The following is a 25,792-nucleotide window of genomic DNA, read 5'->3' as shown; positions in this document are numbered from 1 at the left end:
AATAATCTTCATCGTTGCGGCATATATCCTGTATCGCAACTGGACCGGCATCTGATAACTATGCAATTGGCAGCCTTTCACAGCTTTGACCAAGAGAAGCATGAATGGACACTCACTTTTGATTGCCCGACGCCCCGGTATTTCGAGTTGTCCAATGAACCGGCAGTATTCAGGGCAGAATTTGAAACCGTTATCATAAAAGAAAAAAAGCTATTGTTGCCAATGACATAACCACAACCGCCAGCCATCCCAGACTAACCATCCATATGGGCGCGGTCAGCCGCCCCATGATGCGTCTGTTGGTCACCATTGCCAACAGGATTATCATCAGTGGAGTAGCCAGCACGCCATTGAGAAACGCGGACCAATATAATGCGCGTATTGGATCTATTGCGGTCAAACTGAGAACGACGCCACCAATCGTGGCGATCGCGATAGTACCATAGAACGCCTTGGCTTCGCGAGGAGGCCGATCAAGGCCCTCTGGCCATCGAAACATCTCCGCAACGGCGTAGGCTGCTGAGCCAGCCAGTACGGGAACTGCGAGCAGTCCGGTGCCGATAATGCCGATTCCGAAGGCGACAAATGCGAACTCTCCGGCGATCGGTCTCAGCGCCTCCGCAGCTTGGGCCGATGTTTCGATTTCGGTGATACCGTTCGCATTGAGTGTTGACGCGGTGGCAATAATAATAAGCAGCGCGATGATATTTGAGATTGCCATACCGATCAAAGTATCGATCTTGATCCTAGTCAGTTCGATGCGTGCTGTTTTGGGAGACGCGATTAAACGCTGAACATGTCTGCGATGCAACTCTTCAACTTCTTCCCCTGCCTGCCAGAAAAACAGGTAGGGGCTGATCGTTGTACCAAATACTGCGACCAGAGCCATGGCATGCTCCTTGTCGAAAACAAGGCTGGGTATGAGTGCACCTTGCAAGGCCACGCTCCACGGTACATTCACTGTCATTACCACTGCAGCATATGTAAATAGTGAAAGGGTTAGCCATTTAAGAACTGAGGCGTAGTGCCTATAGCTCACCATGACTTCGAGCGTTACGCATAAGACTGCAAAAGCCAAAGTGTAGAGGGTCTTGGGGCCGTCGGCAAATAGTCGCACAGCGGCCCCCATCGCTGCAAGATCTACCCCGATGTTGATGAAATTTGCGAGGAATAACAACACAACCGCCCCACGCAGTAACCAGGGCGAATAATGTCGGCGTAAGTTTTGCGCAATTCCTTGTCCGGTTACAATGCCGATACCGGCACTCACACCTTGCATTGCGGCCATTAAAGGATAGCTGAACAGCATGGTCCATCCGAGCGCATATCCAAACTGCGCTCCGACCTGGCTATAAGTTGCGATCCCGCTCGGGTCATCGTCCGCGGCGCCGGTAACTAATCCCGGCCCCAGAACGCGCAGGAAAGTCGTGGGCTGACGTGGATGCCCATCGTGGCAAGAGGGGGAGCTGTGCTGTTCCATGTGGGCTCTGCTGCGTGGTGCACGCGTGCTTCAGGGTCATAAACAGTGGCAGTGTGGTTCTAGTACATTTCCTGCGCCTCTTGAATGATTAGAAATGCTCTATTCATTTGCGTTCACACGCACCTTCTACTGAGAAGTCATTTTACATTTTTCGGGATACGCTTGTCATTTTTGTAGTCTACCTTACGATGAGTACGGACTTTTTTCCCAACGTGACGATCTCATTTGCTTGACTTCCAAGAAGCAGGCGCTGCGCACCAGAATATCCGTGGGTAGCAACAACAATGAGATCGCATCCGATGGAATCTGCTGCTTTTAAAATAGCATCTGATGGTATCGGATTGACCAGATGCAGAACGTTGACTTCGAGATCAATTTTCCGCGCTCTATCTTGGGCATTCTGAAGAATTTTTTCTGCGTATTTTCTCCAGCTTTGATCATACTTATCTACGATGGCTTCATCATCGAACATTCCACCAAAGATACCTGCGCTGCTGTACGGTGCAGTCACCGTTGCCACTGTCGCATCGCAATTCAAAGCTTTTGCCAGTGATAGACCTTGCTCAACACAGCGATTCGCAAGATCGGAACCATCGGTTGCGATCAGGATATGCTTGTACATATCGAACTCCTTTATCTCAGCGAGAAATTGACTACCAACCACTGCCTAGTAGAGCCGCCCACCTAGTATACTCATGGGCAACTGTTCGAAATCAGGTATTCTTCCAATATTTCCGTATAAATTGTATCAAAATCCGTGAACATACAAAAGATACGCCATTGTTGGTAACGGAAACCTATTCTGGCTAGCGCTCGTGGACAAAGGTTGACTGCAGAATCGCTTTTTGATTCAAGGCTGCCATTTGGAGGCTGCTTTGGGCGAACGGATAGGTTTGACAGACGAGGAATGGTCGGTAATCAGTCCGCTTCTACCTGCTGAAAGTGGGCGTGGATGCCGCCCTGCTCAGGACAATCGGCGTTATTTCGAAGGCACGCTGTGGATGGCGCGTACAGGAGCGCAATGGCGGCATCTGCCTGATGAATACGGCAAGTGGAACAGTATCTTCCGCCGATATCGACGCTGGGTCGAGACCGGTGTTTTCGAGGCAATGCTTGAGACACTGGCCGAACTGGTGGAACGGGAGCGAAGTGCCGACATGATCGACAGTACCGTCGTCCGGGCACACCATTGTGCAGTCGGCATAAAAAGGGGACTCAAGAGACCGAGGCGCTTGGCCGATCGCGCGGCGGTTTCACAACCAGGTTCCATGCCCGGTGCGATGCGAAAGGCCGACCGCCAGGCTTCGTCCTGACGCGCGGACAAACGCATGATACTCAAGGCTTCGCGCCGTTGTTCTGGATGATCTCCGACCAGATCGAGGCGCTCTTCGCCGACAAAGGGGTACGACGCTGACGCCATTCGCGAAGAGATCGCCAGCGCCAACATCGAGGCCGTCATTCCAACAAAGAGCAACAGACGCCACCCAGTCCCGCACGACAAAGCCAAATACAAATGGCGTAATCAGATCGAGCGCCTCTTCAACAAGCTCAAGCACTGGCGACGGGTCGCAACCCGATAGGACAAGACCAAGGAATCCTACCTCGGTTTCGTCGCAATCGCTGCAGTCAAACTATGGATACCCTTTGTCCACGAGCGCTAGAGGGCCACCATCAGTTCGTGTCCTCTGGAAGGGCTGGCATATGGACGATAAAGGCGCGTACAGCCTGTTCTTGACTGGCAATCTGGAAGTGGAGTTGCATAAATCCGTTGAAGAGGCCGCCCGGTTGATGCGTCTTGGTCAGGGCGCAGCAATGTGGCCAGCGGCCTTAGGTTTCTTGAAGCCAGATCATGGTTCGTTTGGTCGGCTTCGAATACGTATATCCCATTGACATATCCCATTTGATTCACTATCTACATCATATCACTATGGATAAAACTAGGAGTGACGCAGATGGAGCAGGGAGCAGTATTCCAGAGCAACCGGAGCCAAGCTATCCGCTTGCCAAAAGCAGTAGCATTGCCTGCTGATGTGAAACGCGTCGATATTGTTGCTGTGGGGCGCACTCGAATCATAGCACCCGCTGGTGAGGTCTGGGATAGCTGGTTTGATAGCTTAGAGGCGACTTCCGACTTCATGAATGAGCGTGATCAGCCTGCTCCACAGGAACGCGAGGCGTTCTAATGCTGAAGTACATGCTGGATACAAATATATGCATTTTCACGATCAAGAACCGGCCGCAGCAAGTGCGCGAGGCGTTCAACCGCTTCCACGATCAATTGTGCATCAGCTCAGTCAGTTTAATGGAGCTGATTTACGGGGCGGAGAAGTCTGCCCATCCTGAAAAGAACCTTGCAGTCGTGGAAGGGTTCGCAGCTCGCCTTGAGGTGTTATCGTATGATGAACCGGCAGCAAACCATACGGGCCAATTACGTGCTGAATTGGCCCGCAGTGGAACTCCAATCGGTCCATACGATCAATTGATTGCTGGCCATGCTCGCTCGCGTGGCCTGATAATCGTTACAAACAATCGCAGGGAATTTGATCGTGTTCCTGGCTTGCGAGTAGAAGACTGGACTGATTAATCCCTAACGTATGTTCACCGTATTCATTGATAATCCAGGATGATGTATTTCTGTTCACGTTACTGACGGGTCGTGGGTTCAATTCCCTTCAAGGCGAGACAGAAGCATACTTACTAAAGCGCTTTCTCAATGATTAAACCAGCTACGCTTACTCGTTGTTCGAAACAAGTTTAAAGTTCCTCCGAGATCCTGCCGATAGAAAGTCTTGTTCCGTGTATCGCTGAAGCGATACTGTAAGTCTCGATGCCGCTGGTCTTTTCCGCGTGCCACACGTAGGCGGATCAAAATGCCCGTTTCTCAAGTGGTGCGTCTTCAAGACGGACTTCGGATTGCCTCAGACCAGCTCAGGAGTTCTGCGATAGATCGGATTCCAATCGGTCAAGGATTGTCATCGCGTGGGCAGCATACTCACTGATCCAACGATCATGTACACGCTTGATGGGCAGGGAATTGAGCAGATTCCACCGCTCGCGCCCGTCACGCCTGACGATGATCAGGTCCGCGTCCTCAAGCACCTTCAGATGCTGCATGACAGTGCAGCGGTCCATGTCCGCGAACATCTCGCATAGCATACCGGTAGTGCGCGGCTCGTCCTTTAGCCGATCGAGGATGGCTCGTCGGCGTGCATGGGCCAGCGCCTTGAAAATCAGGTCGTCCGTATCGCTGCTTGACATGTTATAATTCTATAACATATCATGGCTTCACGCAAGAGGAGATCAGCTATGAAGCCTGAATTCAGGGTATCTGCGCGCATTGCGAAGCCAACCCCCGAGGTGTTCGACGCCGTCGTCAATCCCAGCAAGCTTAGTGGTTACTTCACCACTCTTGGCGGGGCGAATATGCCACTTGTCGCCGGGGCGACGGTGGTGTGGTGGGGCAAGGTTCCAGTCGAGGTCAGCGAGATCGTGCCTGGCAGGCGCATCGTACTGTATTGGGAAGGCGCGAATGCGACCAAAGGGCCTGAGCCCTACAAGACGCGCATAGAGATGAACTTCCTGCCACTGGAGGACGAGGCAACCCTCGTGACCATCGCCGAGACTGGCTGGCGCGAGGATATCCAGGGGCACCGCGCCTCCTACATCAACTGTGAAGGCTGGTCGCAGATGCTCTGTTGCATGAAGGCATTCCTCGAATACGGCGTCAACCTGCGCGAAGGTTATTACCAATCAGAGCTGAGGGGCGAGCCAGCGCTCACCCCCACCCATGTGCACCCGAAAGGCAGCAACTGAAAAGGAGAGGACATGACTACGAAACTCTATGGCGGCATCGATATCGCCATCAAGGTTCCGTCCCATCACTATGAGGCGATGATCGCGTTCTACAGGGATACTATCGGGCTTAAACCGATTACGGAAAAGATGCCGGACGTCGGTTTCGAGCTCGGCCCCAACAAGCTATGGGTCGCAGAGGCTCCGGAGATGAGCCAGGCGGAGGTCTGGCTGGAACTGTTTACCGACCAATTCGAGGATGCGGCCGCCTATTTGTCTCGCTCTGGCGTTGTTCGCTGCGATGCTATAGAGAAGCTGCCGGAGGGCTTCAAGGGCGGCTGGATAACCAGTCCGGCCAACATCATCCACATGGTTCGTGAGCCGGATGCGTGGTGATTAGTCTTCGTACGATATTCGCTAATTGAACGCGAGCGATTTCGGCGCCCGTCGTTGAAGGTGGGCGATATCGTCATTCACAATAAATTCTCCATACTCAAACAGCCTGTGGAGCCTGAGATGATCGAAGCAGCAGGCACACGATGTTCCTGCTGCCATCCAACTCAGCTTCAATCCCACAAAAGGCCTGCTCCATGAGGAGAGCCTATCTGGGAACGGCCCCTTCGCTGAGGTTTGGAATGCCATTGACGGTAGCTGCAATCTGTTCACACCAGTGGAGTGCCAGAACTACTCAAACGTGTGGGGTATTTCAACATGTCTATGGCTGGCACTAAGTCTGTCGTCAGATGCTGGAAGTCTTCAACGATGATTTGTCTCAGTCAGCGTCCAGCCAGCATCTCCTTCAGGTTATGCAGATTTAAATTGTAAGCAAGGTACAAGCCTTTGCTAGTCGAAAACTCCAGCGCTTTGAAAGCTAAAAGGATAACTCCGCAAATGTTGACGAAAAATTGCAACTGATCCCCCAGCTTTTGCAAACCACAAGCCAGTGCACAGCGATAGCGCTGACCGCGATTGACCTGGAAAGTCTCCATACAGTGGGCCAAGCGAAACGTTCAGGAAGAGTGTCATCAGTTGCGGCAATCTCAATTCAGCGAACATCAGGAAAAAATGAATTACCTATCGCAGCCCTTGAGTGCACGGGAAAAGCACAGCGTCTCTGAACCGTTCATCAACACGGTTTTGCCATCAGAGTAGCCGGCTTTCTCTGCCACGCGAATGGATGCGAGATTGTCGGACGAGATCAGACAGACGCTGCGTTCGAATCGGTTCTGTGCTTCCAGCCAGGCCAACGCGGCGCTAAGTGCTTCCGATGCATAGCCTTTTCCGCGCGACGAGGGCGAAAGCACCCATCCAGCCTCCGGAATGCCCCGTAACGACGGATCCACGTCTCGGTGAAAATCAGCAAAACCCAGATCTCCAACATAAAGGTTCGTCGCCTTTTCCCGGACGGCCCAATACCCGAATCCCAGAAGCGGCCACAGCCCCTTAAAGGCCAGTAGGCGCATCCACGATTCTCGAAGTGTAGATGGTTTGCCGGAAATATGTTCCACGACGGAAGGCTCCGCCCAGATGTCGGCAAGACGTCCGAAATCCTCAGCCTCATGCCCGCTCATAATCAATCGTTCTGTTTCCAGAACTGGTGCGGCGTCATTCGGCACACTGCAATGTTTCATGCAACCAGCCTTTCAAAACTAGCCCACAAGTACTGTAAATATGGCATCGTAAAGTTAAAGGTTCTGTTGCAAAAAATCGATTGAAGGCTGAGAGAGCGCTAACAATTTACAGCGAGACTTTTGATGAGCGATTTTAAGTGGCGTCATTTTCGGGGTGAAATCATCCTTTGGGCGGTCCGCTGGTACTGCCGCTATGGGATCAGCTACCGGGATCTTGAACAGATGATGGGTGAACGGGGCGTGCCCGTTGATCATTCCACGATCTATCGCTGTGTTCAGAAATATGCGCCGGAAATCGAGAAGCGGCTGCGCTGGCACTGGCGCCGTCCGCAATCGACGAGTTGACGTGTCGATGAGACCTATGTGAAAGTTCGCGGTAAATGGACATATCTTTATCGAGCCGTCGACAAGTTCGGCAACACGATCGATTTCTATCTGTCGCCGACGCGCAATGCCAAAGCAGCCAAGCGATTTCTCGGCAAGGCTTTGAATGGCTTGAAGGACTGGGAAAAGCCAACGGTCATCAACACAGACAAGGCGCCGACCTATGGGATCGCAATTTCGGAATTGAAGGCCGAAGATAAGTGCCTTCTGCCTTTGGTCCGACTACGCCGCAGAAATGACGGCTGGAAAAGGCAACCGCCGCGCGCCCGTGCAACCAATCACAAACAGCTTGGCAACACCGTTTCCAGTATCTTGTCGTCAATGAGGTGCTCGCCAGTTCAGTGCGTATCGGGTGAATCGAAGCTGACCGCTGCGTATCAACGCGCCCTTGTCGACCAGATCCTGCAAATCGCGGGTGGCGGTAGCGCGTGAGGTCTTTGTTATGGCCAGATAGTTCTCGGCACTGAGGCCACCGATAAAGCCATCCGGTCCCGCTTCGAACAGACGCGCAATGACTTTCTCCTGACGGGGATTGAACGCTCCCCTGAACCGGTCGTAGAAATGTGCCTTGGCGATGTAAAAGGCGACGCGATCCAGCGTAGTTTGTTGAGCAGTCAGCACGGTTTGGGAAAACCATACCAACCATTCGGTGACGTCGAGGGTCCGCTGATGGGTTTCCAACTGATCGTAATAAGCCTTCCGTTGCTGTTCGATGGTGAAACTGAGCATGATCAGGCTCGGTTGCCCCAGCGATTGGCCGAGCGCTTTCTCGGCCAGTGCGCGACCAAGTCGTCCATTGCCGTATTCGAACGGGTGAATGCTTTCGAACCACAAATGGCTGAGCCCGGCGCGGGTAAGCGCGGGGAGGGGCGTACTGCCTGTCAGAGCACTTGCGTTGAACCACGATATGAACTGATGCATTTCGTCTCGCACCTGCGCTGATGGCGGCGCCTCGAAATGAATCGTCGGACGGTCCAACTGGCCAGAGACGATCTGCATAGCGTCGGAATGGCTGCGATAAGCACCTATACTTTCCAGATGCCGACTGCCTGTCATCAACATCGTATGCCACCGAAACAGAGTGGCGTCATCAAGCGGCAGGGCATAGGTGCCATAAACGTCGACCATCATTTCCGCGATCCCGTGTTCACGCGGTTGCACCGAACGCCGGTCCGTGTCCAGGCCGAGTTGTCGCCGCAGTGATGACTGGACGCTCAAGCGGTCCAATGTTTCGCCTTCGATCGCGCTCGTCTTGATCGCTTCGTCGCTCAAGAGTTCGATGCGCAACCGGTCGCGGTCGTCGGGATCGATGTGACGCACAGCGCCGATGACTTCGCCGGAGGAGAGCAGAAATCGCTGTTCCAGTGCCGAGAGTGCAGACGCGTCATAGCGAAAATGCGGCCAATCAGGCTGTGTCCAGTTCCAGGGCATGAGCGATAACATCCATTTCTATCGCTCACTATATCAGATATTAATGAGTAATAGAAGTCGCCCCTGATACTCACCGCCCTGTTTGTGGAGAATATGTTGTGCGTCCGCTTTGCGCTTTTTTCCAGACATTAGCGTAGCATTCTCACGCGTTCCAGAGCCGGTCGTTCCGCTTTTTTGCTGCTAACTAACATGATGGGGTGGGAAGCGGATGAGCGGGTTTAGGGTTCGAGTCTTCGTAAGCGGACCTTTAACTGGTCGGTGGCCGCGGCAGACTTGAAAGCGCATTGCATATAATGACGTTCCAGGGCAGCTGAAAAACCCACTTCGATCTAATTGGGACGCAGCGCCTCAAAACTGATAATCTCGTCGTCCCTATGCGGTGCTCTTCCATGCTGGTAGTTGCCTGACACCACTATATCGACAAAGCCCGTGCGCTGCAGCGCCATCAAGAACTCTTCGACTCCCCACCACCGCAACTTAAACAAATCGAGTTCGGATTTCACAAGATTTCCATCTCGCCAGAGTTCATAGCGCAGATGGGTCAGTGTGGTTTGCGCGATATAGTCGGTTTCAACCCGATGATCTGTGAGTGTTAGCAGATCTCCGTCCTGGGTTTTCCAACTTCGGACCGAACCGGTCGGCCCAAGAAAACCGCCTATGGGATCGAGGTCTATGATTAATTTTGCCCCTGGGACCAGGCAATCATAGAAGCGCCTTAGCACGCCGGTCGCCGATGTCAGATCCGTGATCAGCTGAAACGACCCCGCCGGAATGATGACGGCAATAAAGCTTTTGCTATAAGAAAACTCTTCGAAAGTCTGTCGTGTCACGCTTGCGGAAAGGTTTCTCTTCCTGCATTCGTCCTGGCAGTAACCAAGCATCTCGTCAGACGCATCGAACCCCTCTATCGAAAACCCGGACTCAAGCAGCGGCACATAAACACGACCGTTGCCGACAGCAGGTTCGAGGATCGGACCTTCGGCGCCAGCGAGCCGTCGCTGATAATATTCCACGTCGCCGAATGAACGCCCGACCGGTTTATCCAGATTATAGACCCAGGAAGCCAGTGTTCCGTAACGATTATTCATTCCAGCCTCGTAGGATCGATTTAGCCGTAGCACTTTCACCATACGCGAAATCAACCGCGATATATTTAAAGGAAACGATCCTGGCAAGTTTTAAGTGACTAGAAGGGGCTGGAAACCCTGTCGGTGAAGCGGCCACTCTGGGTTTAAGCGACGTCCAATTCTTGACACTGCGTAATCTGATCTGCGCGTTTGCGAGGTGGTTCCCTGAAGAAGTTATAGTGGACGCAGACAGTCGAGCACGCACAACTCAACCGCGTTGTCTGCCGACGCCCGAGAGCTGGAACTACATGGTCCGCCTATATCGGCCCCAGACGCAAATTCTCGACGGAAGCTGGAAGTTCCCCGTTTTGGAGGAAGTGAAATGAAGCGTCGCACTTTTCTTGCAGGCGCCACCGCATTGATGGTGCTGCCGTCACTTCCGGCTTTCGCGCAGAAAGACATCAAGACTGTCGCCCGTGAGGCTTACATATACACCTATCCGATGGTGAAGATCTACCTCACAATATATCAATACGCACTGGAATCGGGCGGTAGCCAATATAAAGGGCCACTCAATACTCTGGTCAGCATCGCCAGGGTCTACACGCCTGAAGATACGGCAATCATCACGCCGAATTCGGACACTCCCTATTCCTTCATCGTCTTCGATCTGAGAGCGGACCCCGTCGTGGTGACGATGCCGCCGATCGAGAAGAACCGCTATTATTCGCTGCAATTGATCGACCTCTACACCAACAATGTCGACTATCCGGGAACGCGAGTTGACGGCAATGGCGGCGGCGATTTTCTGATTACCGGCCCGGACTGGAAGGGCGACGTGCCGAAAGGCATAAAGCGCGTGATCGAAATGCCGACTGCACTCGCCATAGGCATCGTCAGAACACAACTATTCTCGCCTGCCGATCTCGACAAGGTGAAGGAAATCCAGGCAGGCTATAAGGCCGCACTTCTTTCCGCCTATGCAGGAACGGTTGCTCCAGACGCTCCTCCGGTCGTCGACTGGATGCCCATCTCGGATGATCTGATGGTCACGAACTAATGGCAGCTCGCTGCATTCCTGCTTCAGTTTGCTCCCCCTTATCCGGACGATCAGCGGCAACGGGGAAATATTGACAAACTCGGGATCAGGGAAGGGGGGACATGGCCCGGGGATGATCTTTCAACCGAAACTGTGGCTCTGATGAAAGAGGTCGCGGTCGCAACGGAAAAAGAAATACGCGACGAGGCTGCACGGTTGACAGATTCTTCAAAGACCTTCGGAACGCCTGAATTCATGAAGGGTAGATACTTGACGCGAGCCGCGGCGGCGCAGGGCGGCATCTATGGTAATTCCGTGCAGGAAGCGCTCTATGTCATATATGCTGTCGATGCGCAAAAGGCCATACTTGACGGTAAGTCCGGAAAATACACACTGACATTCCGGCCAGAGACATTTCCGCCGGTCGATGCCTTCTGGTCACTGACCATGTATGACAGAGCCGATCAACTCCTTGTCGCCAACTCAATCAACCGTTACCTGATCAACTCGGCGATGCTTGCGGACCTCAAGAAGAACGACAAGGGGGAGACAGCCATCCATCTGCAGAATGATAGCCCAGGACCTGAGTTGGAATCGAACTGGTTGCCAGCTCCGGCCGAAATCTTTTATGTCGTCATGAGGCTGTATTTGCCCAAGATGGAAGCGTTGGAAGCACGGTGGTCACCGCCGCCAATCGAAGCTCTTCCGTGAAATCTCATGCCCAAATTATCTCATGTCAACTTTGGAGATCGACGACTTTTACAAAGCTCTGTGACAAAGATCTCCCATTCAAAGGGAGTCTTATGCCTTCCATCGTCAGACGGTCTAGCCTTCGAGCTTTTGGATATTCTAGAACGCGTCGAGGCGCTTGGCGTCGATGCCGCCGCCGCAACGTTGATCGAAGATGCTCGGGACCAGATCAGGCGTTCGGGAGACGAAGTCGAAGAGCGTAAGCGGGAGCGTGACGAAGAGACGGACAGCGATGCGGATTGGACCCATATTGTAACGCAGAAGAAGGAGGATGCTATCGTTTCGGCGGCCCTTCCAACGACCCGCTCGATATTCGACGACGTGGACAAATAGAGACCTAACGGGTTCGCCAAGTGGCCAGGTAGAAGCGAAGAACGACCGGTGGAGGCTGGACGCTCAAGCAGTTGGCGAGTTTCTTGAAGAGGTCGGCAGATTAACGGCGGTTATTTGCGCAAGTGCAGCGGAAACCGGCCAGTCCGCTGTTGGCCCCATTCAAGACCATGTCACCCGTTCGAGCTCATCAAAACGGCCGATCAAGCGGATGGCGTTATACTCTTTTTAACTGTGAAAGGGCTCATAAAGAGCAGCGCCCGCTTTGAGGGCCGCTAGTTTGAGCCGCTTGTCTCGGGTCCAAAGTGATGTGCGCTGATCAAGTAGGACAGAAGCGAGCAAGTGAGCATCCGTGTAGCCAATACCCATGCTAAAAACGCTATGCCTCTCAATGAGAGTCATAACCTCGTCGTTGGTTGCTACGATAGCCTCACGCTGTGCGCGGAGAAAAGTTAACACAGCGGTCCTGTCGCGTAGGCTGCCCAAAGCAAGTTCGCCAATGACTGCCGGATGGCAAAGCAGAAGATCGTTACCAATAATTTTTACAAGATCGTTATCACCTCGGCGGAAATGATCAATCCAAATGGAAGTATCTGCTAATATCACTTATTCACTGAGCTCCGACGGCGGGGGGCGGCTTCAGCGTCCGGCATGGTACCTCCAAGAGCGATAAGCCGTTTACCAGTCTCGACGCGCACGAGTGCTTCTAACGCTTGGCGGACCAAAGCGGCTGTCTCCTTTGTGCCCGTCAGGGATCTGGCTTTTTCCAAGAGATTATCATCAAGATTAATGGTTGAACGCATAAAACTACCTCCTGCAGTTGAGTCAATTTATCACCAAATGGTGCTGATTTCAACACCTGGGTGTCACTCTGATTAACATGACGTGGCTAGCGTGAGTTGTTATGAGGAGGCTCGGCATTCTCACACTCCTGACTGGTAATCATAATCACCGGTCTGGCCTAGAACGTTAAATGGATAGGTAGCTAGTGAAGATAACATTGACAAACTTTGCCAATCTGCGATTTTAATTGCAGTGAAGGGAGAATTTGATGGTAACGATGAACGTATCGCTCCCTCATCCTATGAAAGAATGGGTTGAGGCTCAGGCCAAAACGGGACGCTATTCGAATGCGAGTGACTATGTGCGCGATTTGATCCGCAAAGATCAAATGCGCAGCGATAAGATCGCAGCGATGCAGCGCTTTGTTGACGAGGGTTTACAAAGTGGCCCAGGAAGTCGTTCACAGGATGAACTCTTCGCAGTGGCAGTCGCTAACGCCGAAAATCTCTGAAACGCAGCTGATGGAATTTAAACTCTCTGTTCTTGCGGAAGACGATATCATTGCTATCGCCGAGCAGGGTATAGCAATGTTTGGGCCTGTGCAGGCGAAACGCTATCATGTAGAGTTGTTTAACATGCTGGATTTAATTGCAAACAATCCACAAATAGCACGTGCACGTGAAGAAATTTCTCCACCTGTGCGGGTGCACCCGTTTAAAGCCCACCTCATTATTTATCAAATTGAAACAGACGGAACAGTTTTTGTAATTCGGATACGTCATGTATTTGAAGATTGGGCCAGGGATTCGTTTTAATCTTTGCTTTGATCGTTTCAGATTTCGATGCAGCATGGCCTGGATTTCATACACGAGATGAATGTTTCTGACGCGGAATCCGAGCAGATACGCTACAAGCCGTTATCGTCGCAATCGGCAGTAGGCTCGTAGTCGTCGCCCAAATCGTGGCTCATGGGGGGACGAAAACTCGACTTAAATAAAGTTGCCAGTTGGAGTTTATTCTGAATAATTATAGTAGCTCGTTCAGAGCTATAGCGGCATCACCATCGATGATGAGGCCGTTGACGATGCCACTTTTCAGCAGCGCCTTAGCTGCTGCCGCTTTTTCCTGCCCGGCGATGAGCAGCACCACCTGAACCTTTTTCAGTTCGGCAAAGCTGAGAGCGATAGTGCGCTGGTTCATCTCGTGCTCGACCTGTTGCCCGTCTTTATCGAAGAAAATACCGTTGGTGTCGCCGATTGCACCGGCGGCACGCAGGCCTTTCAGTTCCGATTTGCTGAGCATGTTCTGGCGGCGTAACAGGGAATCCTCTGTCAACTCGCCAGCACTGATGAAGCAAACCGAGGCCGTGCGGGCGATCGCCAGCGCACGCGCTACAGAACGCTGCGAAATGAGGACTTTTCGGTCGTCTGCGGAATCAGCGATGAAGGGAACCGGCAGGAAGAAGCCTTGCCCACCCGTCCGCCGCGCCAGCATGTGCACAACTTCAAACGGATTATAGGCGGAGTTCGCGGTCAGCGATCCCATGACGGAAATGAAGCGCGCCTGCGGTGCGCGTACACCTGCAAGTTGCAATGTCATCTGCTCGATGGTTCGGCCCCAGCCGGTGCCGATGGTCGCTTCCTCATTGTCGGCCAGAAAGCTTTTCAAATAGGTGGCGGCGGCAACACCCACGGCACGGAATGAAACCTGCTTGCGGATTTCGGATGCCGTGTCTTCATCGGCGTGAAAGCCAAATGGCGGCGTTGAAATACAAAAATCCAATCCATGGCGGCGCATCAGTTCGTTTTCAACGGGCAATGTGCCTGCGTTCTGGTGGTCGATGGAGATGCTGACAAGGCCGCTCTCGCGGGCTTCGCCCAGTATTTTGTTCACGCGCGCCCGGGTAAGACCCAGCCGAGATGCAGTCGCCTCCTGGTTGAACCCGCCAACGTAATAGAGCCACGCCACGCGCACCATGAGGCTGTCTTCGGATTCACTCATCTGTCCCTCATTCAATTCCTGTACGGTAAATTACAAATGTATTTCTGTTTGACATTTGTAATACGACGACGCTTAATACCAATCGTTCCGGCGGACAAGAGCGCGAAAGAGCGGGCAGGTCAATCGGAATGGAACCTGAAGCAAAGGCAGCCGAATGGCGTTTCTGGAGGAGCAGAGACCGGCATTCGCCAGTGCGACGGGTGTGGAGGAGTGCGGAACGGCGATGACGCCCTCCGTAACAGGCACTGACCAGCTCGAACTGAACTGCATGTGTGCCGGGAAACAGCAATTCAAAGCCAGTTGTGGAGCCAACCACATGGCTTGTGGGAGGAAAAAATGGGTTCGGGACTTTTCAGGAAAACCATGGCTGTCGCAGCTCTGGCCATGCTTATGGGCACGGCAAGCGCGTCGGCCACCAGTGTGGCCTGGGTGCATTCCAATGCTGCGGCGCAGTCCGAGCAGCGCGCAAAAGCGGGCTTTGATGCCTGGCTCAAGGAAACCAACAAGGATTGGAGTATCAGCGTCCTCGATAGCGGCGGCTCGGGCGAACGCACCGCGTCGAACATTCAGGATGCCGCGTCGCGCGGTGTGGACGCTATCATCGTCAGCATGTCTGATCTGCGCGCATCGCGTGCAGCCATTGATGCCGCTGTTGCGGCCAAAATCCCGGTTTTCGCCATTGATAGCGGTCAGGTCGACGGCGTTGTGGTCGATGTCACCACCAATAACTGGGCCATGTCGGCCGATGTGTCGCCCTACTTGCTCAATGAAATGGGCGGCAAGGGCAATCTGATCTTCCTGCGCATGGCAGAGCACCACGGCACCCGCAAGCGCGGCGATGTGATGGAAACCGTGCTGAAGGAATATCCGGAAGTGAAGGTCATTGCCGAGCACAATATCGATTACACGGCCTTCTTCGAAGACACGACCAAGACCATGCAGGACTATGCATCGCGCTTTGGCGAAGACATCAATGCCGTCTGGGCGCCGTGGGATGAGCCTGCACAGGCAGCCATAAATGCGCTGAATGCCGCCGGATTGAAGAATGTCAAAGTCATTGGCATTGATGGCCATCCGCAGGCTATCGAAGAAGTCTGCAAGCCTGACAGCCTGATGATTGCAACGGTCTCGCAGCCATTCGAAAAGATGGGCGCGCAGACCGGCGAATGGATCGAGAGCATCGTGGTCAAGAAGGAAGATGCTGCAAAGGTCATTCCGTCGAAGACTGTTTATCTCGATGCGCCGCTCGTCACCAAGCAGAACTGCAAGGACTTCCTCCCGAAGAAGTAGGCAAGCCCCCAAAGTTGCCTGCATCTGGCCGGAGCGTGAACGTTCCGCGTTCCGGCCCCTTTAGAGTAGATTGAATTCATGGGAGTTCTCCGATGGCGGTAAGCCTGTCGCAGATCGTTATGTCCTATCCCGGAACGCTGGCGCTGGATCAGGTGAGCGCCGAGTTTCGGTTTGATGAGGTGCATGGACTGATCGGAGAAAACGGCGCCGGAAAGACCACTCTGGTCAGTATTCTTGGCGGTAGCAAAAGCCCGACTTCGGGCACGATCACCATTGATGGCACCGAGGTGAAGCTTGCAAGTGCCGGTGATGCGCTGCGCAAGGGTATCGCGCATGTGTCGCAGGAGGGCAGTCTCGTTCCCGGCTTGACCGGCGCGCAGAATATTCTGCTGGGTGACGAGCCTCGCATGGGCCTCGGTGTCATAGACAAGCGCAAGCTGCTGTCGCGCGCCAATGACTTGCTCAAGCGCTGGTTCCCGCAAGTTTCCATCGACCTCGACGAGCAGGTCGATATGCTGCCTATGGCAGATCAGAAGATCATCGAAATTGTCCGCGCACTGCGTGGCAATGTCCGTCTGCTCATCCTCGATGAACCCACGGCAACGTTGCCCGCGCGCGAAAAAGAGAGCCTTTGGGAGATCATCAAGACTTTACCGCAGCAAGGGGTCGGTATCGTTTTGATCAGCCATTTCCTTTCTGAAATCAAGGCATTGAGCGATAGAATTACAGTTCTGCGCGATGGTCGTCACATTGCGACGCTTCAGGCTACGGAAGCAAGCGAAGCCGGGTTGATCGATATGATGCTGCAACGCTCGGGTGGCAAGACGGCGATAGCGCAGGAAGCCAGTGACAATCGCAGTTTCGGTCCTGTGGTGCTGGAAGTCAGCGATTGGCAAGCCGGTGGTCTGTACGTTGACAAATTTTCCATCCGTGCGGGCGAGATCGTCGGGCTGATTGGCTTGACTGGCGCTGGCCATTTTGGCTTTGCCCGTTCGCTTTATTCGGCGAGCGGCGTCACCAGCGGCACCTGCCGTTTTCAGGGTGACACGATTGCCCGGATCGATGCGCGTACCATGCAGAAAAAGGGTGTTGCGCTGGTTCCGGATCACCGCATGGAATATTCGCTGATCGGCGATTGGGATGTGCGTGAAAACCTTGCCATGGTGCATCCGTCCTTTGCGGCCTTGGGCGGCACAGGCGTTCTGTCGATGCGCCGTGAAGCGCAGGAAGCTGACCGCACCATTCAGCTTCTGAACGTGAAGGCGCATTCGCGCAATCAGTTTGTGAAGGATCTGAGCGGCGGCAACAAGCAGAAGGTGTCGATCGGCAAGTGGCTTTACGGTGCAGACGACCACTACCGGTTGATGATTTTCATCGAGCCGACGGAGGGTGTCGATATCGGCGCGAAGCGTGAAATTCACGCACAGATGCGCAGGCTTGCCGACAAGGGCGTGGCCATTCTGGTCACCTCGTCCGACCTTCTGGAAATTGCCGACGTGGCAGACCGCGTCATCCCCTTCGTGAATGGCTCTCCGGGTGCGGAAATTCCGCGTGAGGCCTTTTCCGAAGCGAAGTTTATTGCCGCAATGGCAGGAGTTATCCAATGAATACACAGAACCCCGCCGTTGCCCCGCAATCGTCGCGTCATGCGCAGAGCTTCACCAAGAAGCTCAAGGGCGAATGGCTGCTGAAATATTCGACGCTCTTCGTGTTGCTGCTATTGTTCGCGGGCTTCTCGTTGACGGTGGACCGTTTTCTGACAGCCAATAATCTCCTCAACATTCTTCAGCAGATTGCCATGCTCACCATCGTCGGTGCGGGTCTGACCTTCGGTTTTGCCGCGCGCGAAATGGACCTTTCGGTCGGCTATATGGTCGGGATGGCGGGCATTTTGGTGCCGCTGCTGCTGGTCGCGGGCACGCCACTGCCATTGGCCTTGCTTGCTGGATTGGGGGCAGGGTTTGTCGTGGGGGCCGTCAATGCGGCGCTCGTCACCCTTGTCGGCGTGCCTTCGCTAATTGCCACGCTGGCCGTCGGCTCCATTCTTTATGGCATCAACTTTCTGATGACCGGCGGACGGGCGATTTATGGTGGCCTTCCGGCCAGCTATCTCTGGCTGGGACAGGGACAGCTTTTCGGTATTCCCGTGCTTGCCTATGCAATGGTCATCGTCGTGTTTGTCGCCTGGTTCATCATGGAGCGCACCGTCTTCGGCCGCTACATTTACGCGGTCGGTGGCAATCTCAAGGCTGCCGAACTTTCGGGCGTCAATGGTCGCTTCTATCGTGCGGCTGCGCTGATCGTCTGCTCTATCTTTGCAGCGGTCGCGGGGGCGCTTTTGGCGGCGCGCCTCGGTTCCGGCCAGCCCAATGCCGGTGAGCGCTATCTCCTCGACGGCCTAGCTACGGTTTTCATCGGCATGACCATGTTCCGACCCGGCACGGCAACGGTTGCCGGAACCTTCTTCGGGGCGCTGTTTATCGGCGTCATCAATAACGGCCTCAATCTGATTGGCATGGACACTTACATCCAGAGTATCGTGAAAGGCCTCATCATTCTCGTCGCGGTCGCGGTTGTTTCGCGCACCACCAAACTAAAGCTCCTGTGAGGGCACTGAACCGGACATCATGAAAAATTTGCAACAGACAGGTCTGTCGGAGGCGCACGTGCAAAATCCGAGTAATTCCAATCTTCTCGAACTCTATAGAACGATGCGTCGCATCCGCACTTTCGAAGAACGCGTCGGCGAGCTCTTCGTGCGCGGCCAGACGGCAGGTTCGATGCTTCACCTTTCCATTGGTGAAGAAGGTGCCGCCGCCGGTGTAAGTGCTGCCATGCAGCCGCAGGACACATTCACGACCCATCATCGGGGCCACGGTATCTTTCTGGCGCGTGGCGCTGATCCGAGGCAGATGATGGCCGAAATCGGCGGCAAGGAAACAGGCTATTGCCAAGGCAAGGGCGGTTCCATGCACATTGCCGACATGGCGCTCGGGCATCTGGGTGCCAACGCCATCGTCGGTGGCGGTATTCCCGCCGTCGTTGGCGCGGGACTATCGAGCAAATATCTGAAGAAGAATTCCGTTTCGCTCGCTTTCTTTGGTGACGGTGCGATGCAGCAGGGCATTCTTTATGAGAGCATGAACATGGCGGCCCTCTGGGGTCTGCCGGTGGTGTTCGTCTGCATCAACAACCAGTACGGCATGGGAACGCGGGTCGATCAGGCCACCGCCAACACGGCTTTCGATCAGCGCGCGCATGCGTTCGGCCTCAATGGGGCTGTTGTCGATGGCATCGATGTCGAGGAGGTCAAGAATGCGGCTCAAGGGTTGATCGACGATGCGCGGCTCGGCAAGCCGGGCTTCCTGTCGGTCACCTGCTACCGGTTCTTCGGTCATGCGCGCATGGACAAGAGCCCATATCGCGCAGAGGCAGAGGAACTTGAAGGACGCAAGAAGGATCCGGTGAAGTTTACCCGTGATCGGCTTGTCTCGTCCGGATTGGCGCAGGAAGCCGCACTCAACGCCATGGATGGCGACATCACGGCCGAGATGGACGCCACCATCGATTTCACTGTCGAGTCCATAGCGCCGCCGCTCACCTCCATGTTCAAGGATGTTTACGCGGTCGGCGAACCTGAGCCCGAACCCGTTCGCACCCGTATCGACCGCGTACTTTCCAAGGATGAAGCATAATGGTTGCCATGACTTACCGCGACGCGCTGCGCAAAGCGCTGGATGACGCCATGGCGGAAGACAACACCATCGTCGTGATCGGCGAAGAGGTGGGGCGCTATGGTGGTGCCTATGGTGTCACCAAGGATCTCATTGGCAAATACGGTCCTGAACGCCTGATTGATACGCCGATCTCCGAACCGGCCATTGTCGGTGCTGCGGTTGGCGCTGCTATGACCGGGCTGCGTCCGGTTGCCGAGCTGATGTATATCGATTTTCTCGGCATGACGATGGACCAGCTCGCCAATCAGGCAGCCAAGATCCGTTATATGTTCGGCGGCCAGATCGGCGTGCCGATGGTTCTGCGCACCCAGGGCGGCACCGGACGTTCCGCTGGTGCCCAGCACTCGCAGAGCCTCGAAGCCTGGATCATGCATACGCCGGGGCTGCGTCTCGCCATGCCAGCCACGGTTCAGGACGCTTACCATCTGCTGCGCCAGAGCCTGACGAAGCCCGATCCTGTGGTCTTCATCGAGCACAAGGCGCTCTACACCCGCAAGGAAGAGGTCGATCTCGACGCCGAGCCGTTGGCATGGGGCAAGGCCGCTGTGCGCCGAACCGGCAAGGACCTCGTCATAGTCACCTACTCGCGTCAGTTGCATTACGCACTCGATGCTGCCGATAAGTTGTCCGCCAAGGGCATTGAAGCGACGGTCATCGACCTGCGCACGCTCAATCCGCTGGATTTCGACACCGTGCGCGAACATGTCGAACGCGTCGGCAAGGCGATGGTTGTCTCGGAAGGCGTGATGACAGCCGGTGTTGCGGCAGAGCTTGCCGCTCGCATTACCGAGGAATGCTTCGACTACCTCGAACAGCCGGTGGTACGTGTTGCCGGTGAGGACATTCCGATTTCAGTTTCGCAGGAGCTTGAAACCGGTAGCGTTCCGACGACCGATTTCATCCGCTCCGTTGCCGAGAGAATGTTGTCATGAGTGAACGGATTTTGAAAATGCCGCGCCTTGGCGAGACGATGGAGGAGGGTAAGATAGTCGGCTTCCTCGTCAAGCCGGGCGACAGTTTCAAGCGCGGGGATTCGATCATTGAAATCGAAACCGACAAGACCGTAGCCGAGTTTCCGGCATTGGGTGACGGCACGCTCAATGAATGGATCGGCGCTATTGGCGACCATGTGGTTGTCGGCGCGCCTCTGGCCCGCATCGACATCCGCACTGGACCCGATTGGACCAGCGACGGTGAAGATGAAGCGCCGGAAGCCCAAGCGGCGACCGCTCAAGACGTTGAAGCAGCTCAGGATTTGGTGGAAACTTCCATCGCCAAACGTACCGCTTCGATAAGCAGCGGCGAGCGTGTTCGCGCAACGCCGCTTGCTCGCAAGGTTGCTCGCCAGAATGGCATCGACATCAATTCGCTTTCGGGCAGCGGGCGTCGGGGACGGATCGAGAAGGAAGACGTGCTTGCGGCTTCCAGCGGTTCGAAATCCAATAGTGTTGTGCATTTTGTCGATCTTGCAAATGGCCGTGTCGCCTATCTGGATCAGGGGTTGAAGAACAGTCGTACAATCCTCTTGCTGCATGGTTTCTCTGGCGACCGAACGACCTGGAGTGGCATTGCAGCGGGTCTGCGACGTGCGAATTGCCGCGTTATCGTGCCTGATTTGCCTGCCCATGGACTGACGACAATTGATGCGGCGGACGCGGCTGAACTCAGCGCCTTCCTGCCTTCGTTTCTTGATGCTCTGGGAATTGCCGAGGTTGACGTCGTCGCGCATTCTCTTGGTGCCGTCGCTGCGGCGCAATTTGCGGATGCCCATGCAGATCGCATTTCGAGCTTGACGCTTATCGCGCCTGCTGGACTTGGTTCTGAAGTCGATGCTGGCTTTATCTCCGGTATGGCCAATGCAACGACGGCTGGCGAAGTCAGCCATCTGTTGCGCCGGATCGCGGCCAAGCCAGTGGAGCTTTCACCCGAACTGGCGGAGGAGTTTGCGAAAACCATGGCCAAGGGGCGTCTCAAGACGCTTTCCGCAGCGATTGTCGGCCCTTCGGGGCAAACCTCCGACATCGTTCCGGCGCTGGAAAAGCTTTCCCGGGCAAAGCCGGTGCGTGTTCTGGTTGGTCTGCTGGATCGTATCATCCCATGGCAACAGGCGACCGCATTGCCATCGTCCATTGCCATACATTTCCTCGGCCAGTCCGGCCATATGCCGCAATGGGATCAGTCCAAAGAAGTGCTTGATCTGATTATAAATTCCACGGGAGGCTCGCATGACTGACGATGTCAGGCTTCGTCTGAAAGAAGCGCAAGTACGGCTTGGCGCTTTTGCAAAATCAGCACCCGAACTGATGAGTGGCTTTGCCAAGGTCAGCAAAACCGCAACGGCGGCTGGCGCGTTTTCTTCGGCGCAGCGCGAACTGATTGCTGTCGGCATTGCCGTGGTCAAGGGGTGCGAAGACTGCATCCTCTACCACGTGGACGCAGCAATTCGGCACGGCGCAACCGAAAAGGAACTGATCGAGGCGCTTGAAGTCGCCGTTGAAATGGGGGGCGGTCCGGCAGTCATGTATGCGGGCAAGGCGCTGGAAGCATTTCGCGGCCTGAGTTGAAAATTGCGCGATGAGGCATGCGAAGACTGGAGGAGTTTTCGCAGCCGCCTCGGGAGGAATTGAATGGCTTATTTTCTCACTGCCGACGGAGGAACGGAAAGCATCCGGGCGCGGGTTTATGACCTGTCCGGCGCTTGCCTTGCAAACGCGGCGGTTCCCTACGAGACGAAGTTTTCCAGCGGCGCGCGCGCAGAGCAAAGTCCGGAAGACTGGTGGTCATGCTTTGTCCAGGCCGCACGCAAGGCGATAGCGGAATCGGCTATCGACCCGTCGGCAATTGAAGCGATCACGCTGGCGACGACCAGTTGCACCGTCGTGGCTCTGAATGCGGATGGCAAGCCGCTGCGTCCGTCGATCATCTGGATGGATGTTCGCGCAAGTGCCGAGGCGGATGCCGTGCTTGCCACCGGTGATCAGGCCTTGCAGGCCAATGGCGGCGGGAGAGGGCCTGTTTCAGCGGAATGGATGATCCCGAAGGCGCTGTGGATCGCACGCAATGAGCCGGAAATCTTCGAGAAGGCAGATACAATCTGCGAGTATCAGGATTTCATGACCCTGCGCCTGACTGGTGAAAAGGCGGCGAGCCTCAACAATGTTTCGCTTCGCTGGCACTATTCGACAGATCGCGGCGGCTTTCCGGTTACGCTTCTGGAGAAACTCGGCCTCGGCGCTCTGCTGCGGAAATGGCCGTCCCGCGTGGTCGCGCCCGGGGAAGTTATCGGTGGGCTTTGCGCTTCGGCTGCTTCCGCATTGGGCCTTTCGCAGAGCGTAAAAGTTGTGCAGGGCGGAGCCGATGCGCTCATCGGCATGATTGGTCTTGGCGTTTCTAAACCGGGTCAGCTTGCGCTGATAACCGGTTCATCTCATTTGCAATTTGGTGTTGCGGACAAGCCTTTGCACGCACCGGGCATTTGGGGTAGCTATCCCAACATGGTCTATCCGGACCGCTATATTATCGAAGGCGGTCAGACTTCTACCGGCTCGATCATCGCATGGCTGGGACGCATGATGAACGGTACTATGGATATGGAAGCGTTGAACGCCAAGGCGGCTGCGCTGGAGCCGGGTGCAGAAGGCCTTCTCGTGCAGGACCATTTTCAGGGTAACCGCACACCCTATACCGATGCCTTGTCTCGCGGCGCAATTGTCGGTCTGACGTTGGCGCATGAACCGCACCACATCTTCCGCGCCATTATGGAGGGTATCAGTTTCGGCACGCGCGCCATTCTCGATGCGATGGCCGAGGCCGGTTATCGTGGGCAGGAAATTACGGTTGGCGGCGGGGCTAGCGCATCGCCGCTCTGGCTGCAAATCCATGCCGACACGGCTGGGTTGCCGGTCTGCGTGCCGCAATCGCGCGATGCGCCTTCTGTCGGGGCTGCGGTTCTCGCCGCGCATGGGGCTGGCCATTTCGCAAGCATTGATGACGGCATTGCCGCGATGGTGAGGCCGGGCAAACGCATCGAGCCACGCCCGCGCGAGACCGCACTCTACAATGAAATCTACCAGCAGTATCGAGCACTCTATCCGGCGCTGAAGGCCGTACAGGCTGCCTGAGGCATTGTGGCGGGAGGACGAAATGCTCAAAGATTTTCAACTGGCTGGTAAGCATGTTGTCATAACGGGTGGCGCAAAGGGTATCGGGCAGGCCATTGCCGAGCTTTTCGTTGAAGCTGGCGCGACGGTCATCATCACGGACCGTGATGAAGCGGCGGGCAAGCAGACGGTCGCGGAGCTCAATGCGCGCCGTCCTTCATCTGCAAGCCTCTACATTCTGGATGTTACGGATCGTGATGCAGCAGAGCGAACCGCCGAAGCGATTGCTACCGAGGTCGGCGTTCCCGACGTTCTGGTCAATAATGCGGGAATTGTTCGCAACGGCCCGGCGAGTGAAACGTCCGAAGCAGACTGGCGCGCCGTGATCGACGTCAATCTTAACGGCGTCTTCTATTGTGCGCAGGCCTTTGGCAAGCGTATGGCTGCTGTGGGGCGCGGCGCCATTGTCAACATCTCTTCCATGTGCGGCGAGATTGTCGTCTATCCGCAGCCGCAGGTTGCCTATAACGCTGCCAAGGCGGGGGTAAACCTCATCACCAAGTCTTTGGCTGTTGAATGGGCAAAGCAAGGCGTGCGGGTCAACGCGGTTGCGCCGGGTTACACTGCAACGGAGCTCACGCTTGCTGGCCGCAGCAACGAAGAATGGTTTTCAACCTGGATGCGCATGACGCCACAGGGGCGGCTGGGAGAACCACGCGAGATCGCGAATGCCGTTCTTTTTCTGGCGTCCGACGCCGCAAGTTTCGTGACGGGAACAGTACTCGCCGTAGACGGCGGTTACACTGCGCTTTGATTTTGGGAGAATGAGATGACTGAACAGGCAAAAATTGCTCTGGTCACCGGCGCAAGTCGCGGTATTGGTCGAGCTATCGCAATTGGCATGGCCAAGCGCGGCTTCGATGTGGCGATCAACGATATCGAACGTCAGAAGGATGCTTTGCAGGAAGTGGCGCAGGAGATTGAGGCTACAGGTCGTCGTGCGCTGGCTGTTTATGCTGATGTGAGCAACAAGGCTGACGTCGAGGCCATGGTCAAGAAGACGGCTGATGTATTTGGTCGTATCGATGCAATCGTCAACAATGCTGGTATTCTGATCGCCAGCGATGTTGAGCACCTCAAGGAAGAGCATTGGGATAGCGTTCTAGATGTCAATGCGAAGGGAACGTTCCTCGTCGTGCAGGCTGTGCTGCCTTACATGAAGCAGCACAAATACGGTCGTATCGTCAATATTGCTTCCATCGGTGGCAAGCACGGTGCACCGGAACAGGCCCATTATTCGGCATCGAAGGCTGCCGTCATGGGCTTCACCCGCGTTCTTGCGCAGGAGGTAGGCACCTACGGGATTACAGCCAACTGCATCTGCCCGGGGATTATCCTGACCGATATGGGGCGGGTCAATCTGGATGACTTAGCCGTGCGCCAGTCCTGGCAGGAAAAGACCGCCATGCGCCGCATCGGTAATCCGGAAGACGTTGTCGGACCGGTCGCGTTCCTGGCGTCCGATGATGCGGCTTTTGTGACAGGACAGAGTCTGAACGTGGATGGTGGTATCGTGCTGACCTAGAGCGGATCGAATCTGTGTTATTCGGTTCAGCATACGTCAATGGCTGTAATGAGGAGAGCTTGTCATAAGAACCGGTGCCGATCTCTCAGTCTTGATCGCGACCGCCGCCGCGTGGCTTCTGTTCGAAACAGAACCCTTGATTATCTGTTAAACAACGAATGAGGAGATATTGTTTATTGATGTGTTTCGGTTGTATTTATATTGATATTAATGGCACTATGTGACCATTGCGGCAGCGCGCACCACATTCAACAAAGACGAATTTGAAAGCGATAGGGTGATCGGAAAACTTCGGTCAATCTCTTCCAAGAGATATTTTGCCCAAACACAATAATTATCGCGGAGAACGGATGTTTCTCCGCTTTGGAACATCTATCATCCGCAGAGACAAT

General features: G+C 54.8%; 32 protein-coding genes and 1 pseudogene. 23 read left to right on the top strand and 10 right to left on the bottom strand.

Features of this window, described 5'->3' with window-relative positions; translation table 11 throughout:
• On the top strand, positions 1 to 231 hold a 231-nt coding region (locus FG152_RS23605; protein ID WP_498988760.1), incomplete at its 5' end, for a hypothetical protein.
• Here FG152_RS23605 and FG152_RS23600 read toward each other — a convergent pair.
• Positions 194 to 1,480, bottom strand: a complete 1,287-nt coding sequence (locus FG152_RS23600; protein WP_043061940.1) for an NRAMP family divalent metal transporter — start codon at positions 1,478 to 1,480, stop codon at positions 194 to 196. The two genes, FG152_RS23605 and FG152_RS23600, sit on opposite strands and share 38 nt — an antisense overlap.
• A 178-nt stretch (positions 1,481 to 1,658) precedes the next feature.
• Entirely contained in the window at positions 1,659 to 2,102 is a 444-nt protein-coding gene (locus FG152_RS23595; RefSeq protein WP_036586928.1) for a universal stress protein, read from the bottom strand.
• A 253-nt stretch (positions 2,103 to 2,355) separates the two neighbouring features.
• Here FG152_RS23595 and FG152_RS23590 point away from each other — a divergent pair, with 253 nt between their 5' ends.
• The 4 genes from FG152_RS23590 to vapC all read left to right on the top strand — a co-directional run bounded on the left by FG152_RS23590 (position 2,356) and on the right by vapC (position 4,064).
• Complete coding sequence (locus tag FG152_RS23590; protein ID WP_080692061.1) at positions 2,356 to 2,793, top strand: IS5 family transposase; 438 nt, start codon at positions 2,356 to 2,358, stop codon at positions 2,791 to 2,793.
• Between the two features lie 388 nt (positions 2,794 to 3,181).
• On the top strand, positions 3,182 to 3,370 hold the full coding sequence (locus tag FG152_RS23585) for a hypothetical protein (RefSeq protein ID WP_036586930.1): 189 nt from the start codon (positions 3,182 to 3,184) through the stop codon (positions 3,368 to 3,370).
• 62 nt (positions 3,371 to 3,432) lie between these two features.
• Positions 3,433 to 3,663: a type II toxin-antitoxin system VapB family antitoxin gene (gene vapB / locus FG152_RS23580; RefSeq protein ID WP_010660354.1), complete on the top strand. Its 231-nt coding sequence runs from the start codon at positions 3,433 to 3,435 to the stop codon at positions 3,661 to 3,663.
• Positions 3,663 to 4,064 (top strand): type II toxin-antitoxin system tRNA(fMet)-specific endonuclease VapC, encoded by a 402-nt coding sequence (gene vapC / locus FG152_RS23575; protein ID WP_029928525.1) that lies wholly within the window; start codon positions 3,663 to 3,665, stop codon positions 4,062 to 4,064. Before vapB ends, vapC begins: the two co-directional genes overlap by 1 nt.
• A 344-nt stretch (positions 4,065 to 4,408) precedes the next feature.
• On the opposite strand, the gene FG152_RS23570 is transcribed toward vapC, so the two are convergent.
• A complete protein-coding gene (locus tag FG152_RS23570; RefSeq protein ID WP_036586931.1) occupies positions 4,409 to 4,738 on the bottom strand; it encodes an ArsR/SmtB family transcription factor in 330 nt (109 codons plus the stop codon).
• Between the two features lie 48 nt (positions 4,739 to 4,786).
• Here FG152_RS23570 and FG152_RS23565 point away from each other — a divergent pair, with 48 nt between their 5' ends.
• Positions 4,787 to 5,293, top strand: a complete 507-nt coding sequence (locus FG152_RS23565; protein WP_036586933.1) for an SRPBCC domain-containing protein — start codon at positions 4,787 to 4,789, stop codon at positions 5,291 to 5,293.
• 12 nt (positions 5,294 to 5,305) lie between these two features.
• Positions 5,306 to 5,668: a VOC family protein gene (locus tag FG152_RS23560; RefSeq protein WP_036586934.1), complete on the top strand. Its 363-nt coding sequence runs from the start codon at positions 5,306 to 5,308 to the stop codon at positions 5,666 to 5,668.
• Between the two features lie 380 nt (positions 5,669 to 6,048).
• Here FG152_RS23560 and FG152_RS23555 read toward each other — a convergent pair whose 3' ends face one another.
• Both FG152_RS23555 and FG152_RS23550 read right to left on the bottom strand, forming a co-directional pair.
• A complete protein-coding gene (locus tag FG152_RS23555; protein ID WP_036586935.1) occupies positions 6,049 to 6,261 on the bottom strand; it encodes a hypothetical protein in 213 nt (70 codons plus the stop codon).
• A gap of 81 nt (positions 6,262 to 6,342) precedes the next feature.
• Positions 6,343 to 6,903, bottom strand: coding sequence for a GNAT family N-acetyltransferase (locus FG152_RS23550; protein WP_036586936.1), 561 nt, complete (start codon positions 6,901 to 6,903; stop codon positions 6,343 to 6,345).
• A gap of 123 nt (positions 6,904 to 7,026) precedes the next feature.
• Between FG152_RS23550 and FG152_RS23545 the strand changes: the two are divergent.
• A pseudogene (locus tag FG152_RS23545) lies at positions 7,027 to 7,491 on the top strand (IS6 family transposase); the annotation flags it as partial.
• 114 nt (positions 7,492 to 7,605) lie between these two features.
• Here the strand turns inward: FG152_RS23545 and FG152_RS23540 are convergent.
• Together FG152_RS23540 and FG152_RS23535 are read right to left on the bottom strand one after the other, a co-directional pair.
• Positions 7,606 to 8,718, bottom strand: coding sequence for a Fic family protein (locus tag FG152_RS23540; protein WP_036587193.1), 1,113 nt, complete (start codon positions 8,716 to 8,718; stop codon positions 7,606 to 7,608).
• Positions 8,719 to 9,047: 329 nt separating this feature from the next.
• On the bottom strand, positions 9,048 to 9,806 hold the full coding sequence (locus tag FG152_RS23535) for a methyltransferase domain-containing protein (RefSeq protein ID WP_036586938.1): 759 nt from the start codon (positions 9,804 to 9,806) through the stop codon (positions 9,048 to 9,050).
• Positions 9,807 to 10,167: 361 nt separating this feature from the next.
• Here FG152_RS23535 and FG152_RS23530 point away from each other — a divergent pair, with 361 nt between their 5' ends.
• The 3 genes from FG152_RS23530 (at position 10,168) to FG152_RS23520 (ending at position 11,907) form a co-directional block, all read left to right on the top strand.
• The gene (locus tag FG152_RS23530) at positions 10,168 to 10,845 is read left to right on the top strand and encodes a DUF1254 domain-containing protein (protein WP_235994245.1); all 678 of its coding nucleotides are present in this window, start codon (positions 10,168 to 10,170) and stop codon (positions 10,843 to 10,845) included.
• 234 nt (positions 10,846 to 11,079) lie between these two features.
• Positions 11,080 to 11,535, top strand: a complete 456-nt coding sequence (locus FG152_RS23525; RefSeq protein WP_247644263.1) for a DUF1214 domain-containing protein — start codon at positions 11,080 to 11,082, stop codon at positions 11,533 to 11,535.
• 129 nt (positions 11,536 to 11,664) lie between these two features.
• Positions 11,665 to 11,907 carry a hypothetical protein gene (locus FG152_RS23520; RefSeq protein WP_181152416.1) on the top strand — a complete coding sequence of 81 codons (243 nt, stop codon included), beginning with the start codon at positions 11,665 to 11,667 and terminating at the stop codon, positions 11,905 to 11,907.
• A gap of 225 nt (positions 11,908 to 12,132) precedes the next feature.
• On the opposite strand, the gene FG152_RS23515 is transcribed toward FG152_RS23520, so the two are convergent.
• Both FG152_RS23515 and FG152_RS23510 read right to left on the bottom strand, forming a co-directional pair.
• Positions 12,133 to 12,510 carry a type II toxin-antitoxin system VapC family toxin gene (locus tag FG152_RS23515; RefSeq protein ID WP_036586941.1) on the bottom strand — a complete coding sequence of 126 codons (378 nt, stop codon included), beginning with the start codon at positions 12,508 to 12,510 and terminating at the stop codon, positions 12,133 to 12,135.
• Positions 12,507 to 12,707 carry a type II toxin-antitoxin system VapB family antitoxin gene (locus FG152_RS23510; RefSeq protein ID WP_010660355.1) on the bottom strand — a complete coding sequence of 67 codons (201 nt, stop codon included), beginning with the start codon at positions 12,705 to 12,707 and terminating at the stop codon, positions 12,507 to 12,509. Before FG152_RS23510 ends, FG152_RS23515 begins: the two co-directional genes overlap by 4 nt.
• A 248-nt stretch (positions 12,708 to 12,955) precedes the next feature.
• Between FG152_RS23510 and FG152_RS23505 the strand changes: the two genes are divergently transcribed.
• Together FG152_RS23505 and FG152_RS23500 are read left to right on the top strand one after the other, a co-directional pair.
• Entirely contained in the window at positions 12,956 to 13,198 is a 243-nt protein-coding gene (locus tag FG152_RS23505; RefSeq protein WP_036586943.1) for a type II toxin-antitoxin system ParD family antitoxin, read from the top strand.
• A 10-nt stretch (positions 13,199 to 13,208) separates the two neighbouring features.
• Positions 13,209 to 13,502: a type II toxin-antitoxin system RelE/ParE family toxin gene (locus FG152_RS23500; RefSeq protein WP_036586945.1), complete on the top strand. Its 294-nt coding sequence runs from the start codon at positions 13,209 to 13,211 to the stop codon at positions 13,500 to 13,502.
• A gap of 211 nt (positions 13,503 to 13,713) precedes the next feature.
• Here the strand turns inward: FG152_RS23500 and FG152_RS23495 are convergent, their stop codons facing one another.
• Positions 13,714 to 14,688, bottom strand: coding sequence for a sugar-binding transcriptional regulator (locus FG152_RS23495; RefSeq protein WP_036586948.1), 975 nt, complete (start codon positions 14,686 to 14,688; stop codon positions 13,714 to 13,716).
• 336 nt (positions 14,689 to 15,024) lie between these two features.
• Between FG152_RS23495 and FG152_RS23490 the strand changes: the two genes are divergently transcribed.
• The 10 genes from FG152_RS23490 to FG152_RS23445 all read left to right on the top strand — a co-directional run bounded on the left by FG152_RS23490 (position 15,025) and on the right by FG152_RS23445 (position 25,400).
• Positions 15,025 to 15,978: a sugar ABC transporter substrate-binding protein gene (locus FG152_RS23490; RefSeq protein ID WP_036586950.1), complete on the top strand. Its 954-nt coding sequence runs from the start codon at positions 15,025 to 15,027 to the stop codon at positions 15,976 to 15,978.
• Positions 15,979 to 16,070: 92 nt separating this feature from the next.
• Entirely contained in the window at positions 16,071 to 17,585 is a 1,515-nt protein-coding gene (locus FG152_RS23485; protein ID WP_036586952.1) for a sugar ABC transporter ATP-binding protein, read from the top strand.
• Complete coding sequence (locus tag FG152_RS23480; RefSeq protein ID WP_036586953.1) at positions 17,582 to 18,586, top strand: ABC transporter permease; 1,005 nt, start codon at positions 17,582 to 17,584, stop codon at positions 18,584 to 18,586. Before FG152_RS23485 ends, FG152_RS23480 begins: the two co-directional genes overlap by 4 nt.
• Positions 18,587 to 18,644: 58 nt before the next feature.
• Positions 18,645 to 19,673, top strand: coding sequence for a thiamine pyrophosphate-dependent dehydrogenase E1 component subunit alpha (locus FG152_RS23475; protein ID WP_105529429.1), 1,029 nt, complete (start codon positions 18,645 to 18,647; stop codon positions 19,671 to 19,673).
• Positions 19,673 to 20,647 carry an alpha-ketoacid dehydrogenase subunit beta gene (locus FG152_RS23470; RefSeq protein ID WP_036586956.1) on the top strand — a complete coding sequence of 325 codons (975 nt, stop codon included), beginning with the start codon at positions 19,673 to 19,675 and terminating at the stop codon, positions 20,645 to 20,647. Before FG152_RS23475 ends, FG152_RS23470 begins: the two co-directional genes overlap by 1 nt.
• On the top strand, positions 20,644 to 21,948 hold the full coding sequence (locus FG152_RS23465; protein ID WP_036586958.1) for an acetoin dehydrogenase dihydrolipoyllysine-residue acetyltransferase subunit: 1,305 nt from the start codon (positions 20,644 to 20,646) through the stop codon (positions 21,946 to 21,948). Before FG152_RS23470 ends, FG152_RS23465 begins: the two co-directional genes overlap by 4 nt.
• Positions 21,941 to 22,279 carry a carboxymuconolactone decarboxylase family protein gene (locus FG152_RS23460; RefSeq protein WP_036586959.1) on the top strand — a complete coding sequence of 113 codons (339 nt, stop codon included), beginning with the start codon at positions 21,941 to 21,943 and terminating at the stop codon, positions 22,277 to 22,279. Before FG152_RS23465 ends, FG152_RS23460 begins: the two co-directional genes overlap by 8 nt.
• A 63-nt stretch (positions 22,280 to 22,342) precedes the next feature.
• A complete protein-coding gene (locus FG152_RS23455) occupies positions 22,343 to 23,836 on the top strand; it encodes an FGGY-family carbohydrate kinase (RefSeq protein WP_036586961.1) in 1,494 nt (497 codons plus the stop codon).
• A gap of 22 nt (positions 23,837 to 23,858) precedes the next feature.
• Positions 23,859 to 24,629, top strand: coding sequence for an SDR family NAD(P)-dependent oxidoreductase (locus FG152_RS23450; protein WP_036586962.1), 771 nt, complete (start codon positions 23,859 to 23,861; stop codon positions 24,627 to 24,629).
• Positions 24,630 to 24,644: 15 nt separating this feature from the next.
• The gene (locus tag FG152_RS23445) at positions 24,645 to 25,400 is read left to right on the top strand and encodes an SDR family NAD(P)-dependent oxidoreductase (protein WP_036586963.1); all 756 of its coding nucleotides are present in this window, start codon (positions 24,645 to 24,647) and stop codon (positions 25,398 to 25,400) included.
• Positions 25,401 to 25,792 lie beyond the last annotated feature (392 nt).

The organism is Ochrobactrum sp. XJ1, from assembly GCF_024701725.1.
In the GTDB taxonomy this organism is placed as follows: Bacteria; Pseudomonadota; Alphaproteobacteria; order Rhizobiales; family Rhizobiaceae; genus Brucella; species Brucella anthropi.
Note: the sequence above shows the minus strand (reverse complement) of the source record. Positions and strands in the feature narration are given on the sequence as shown.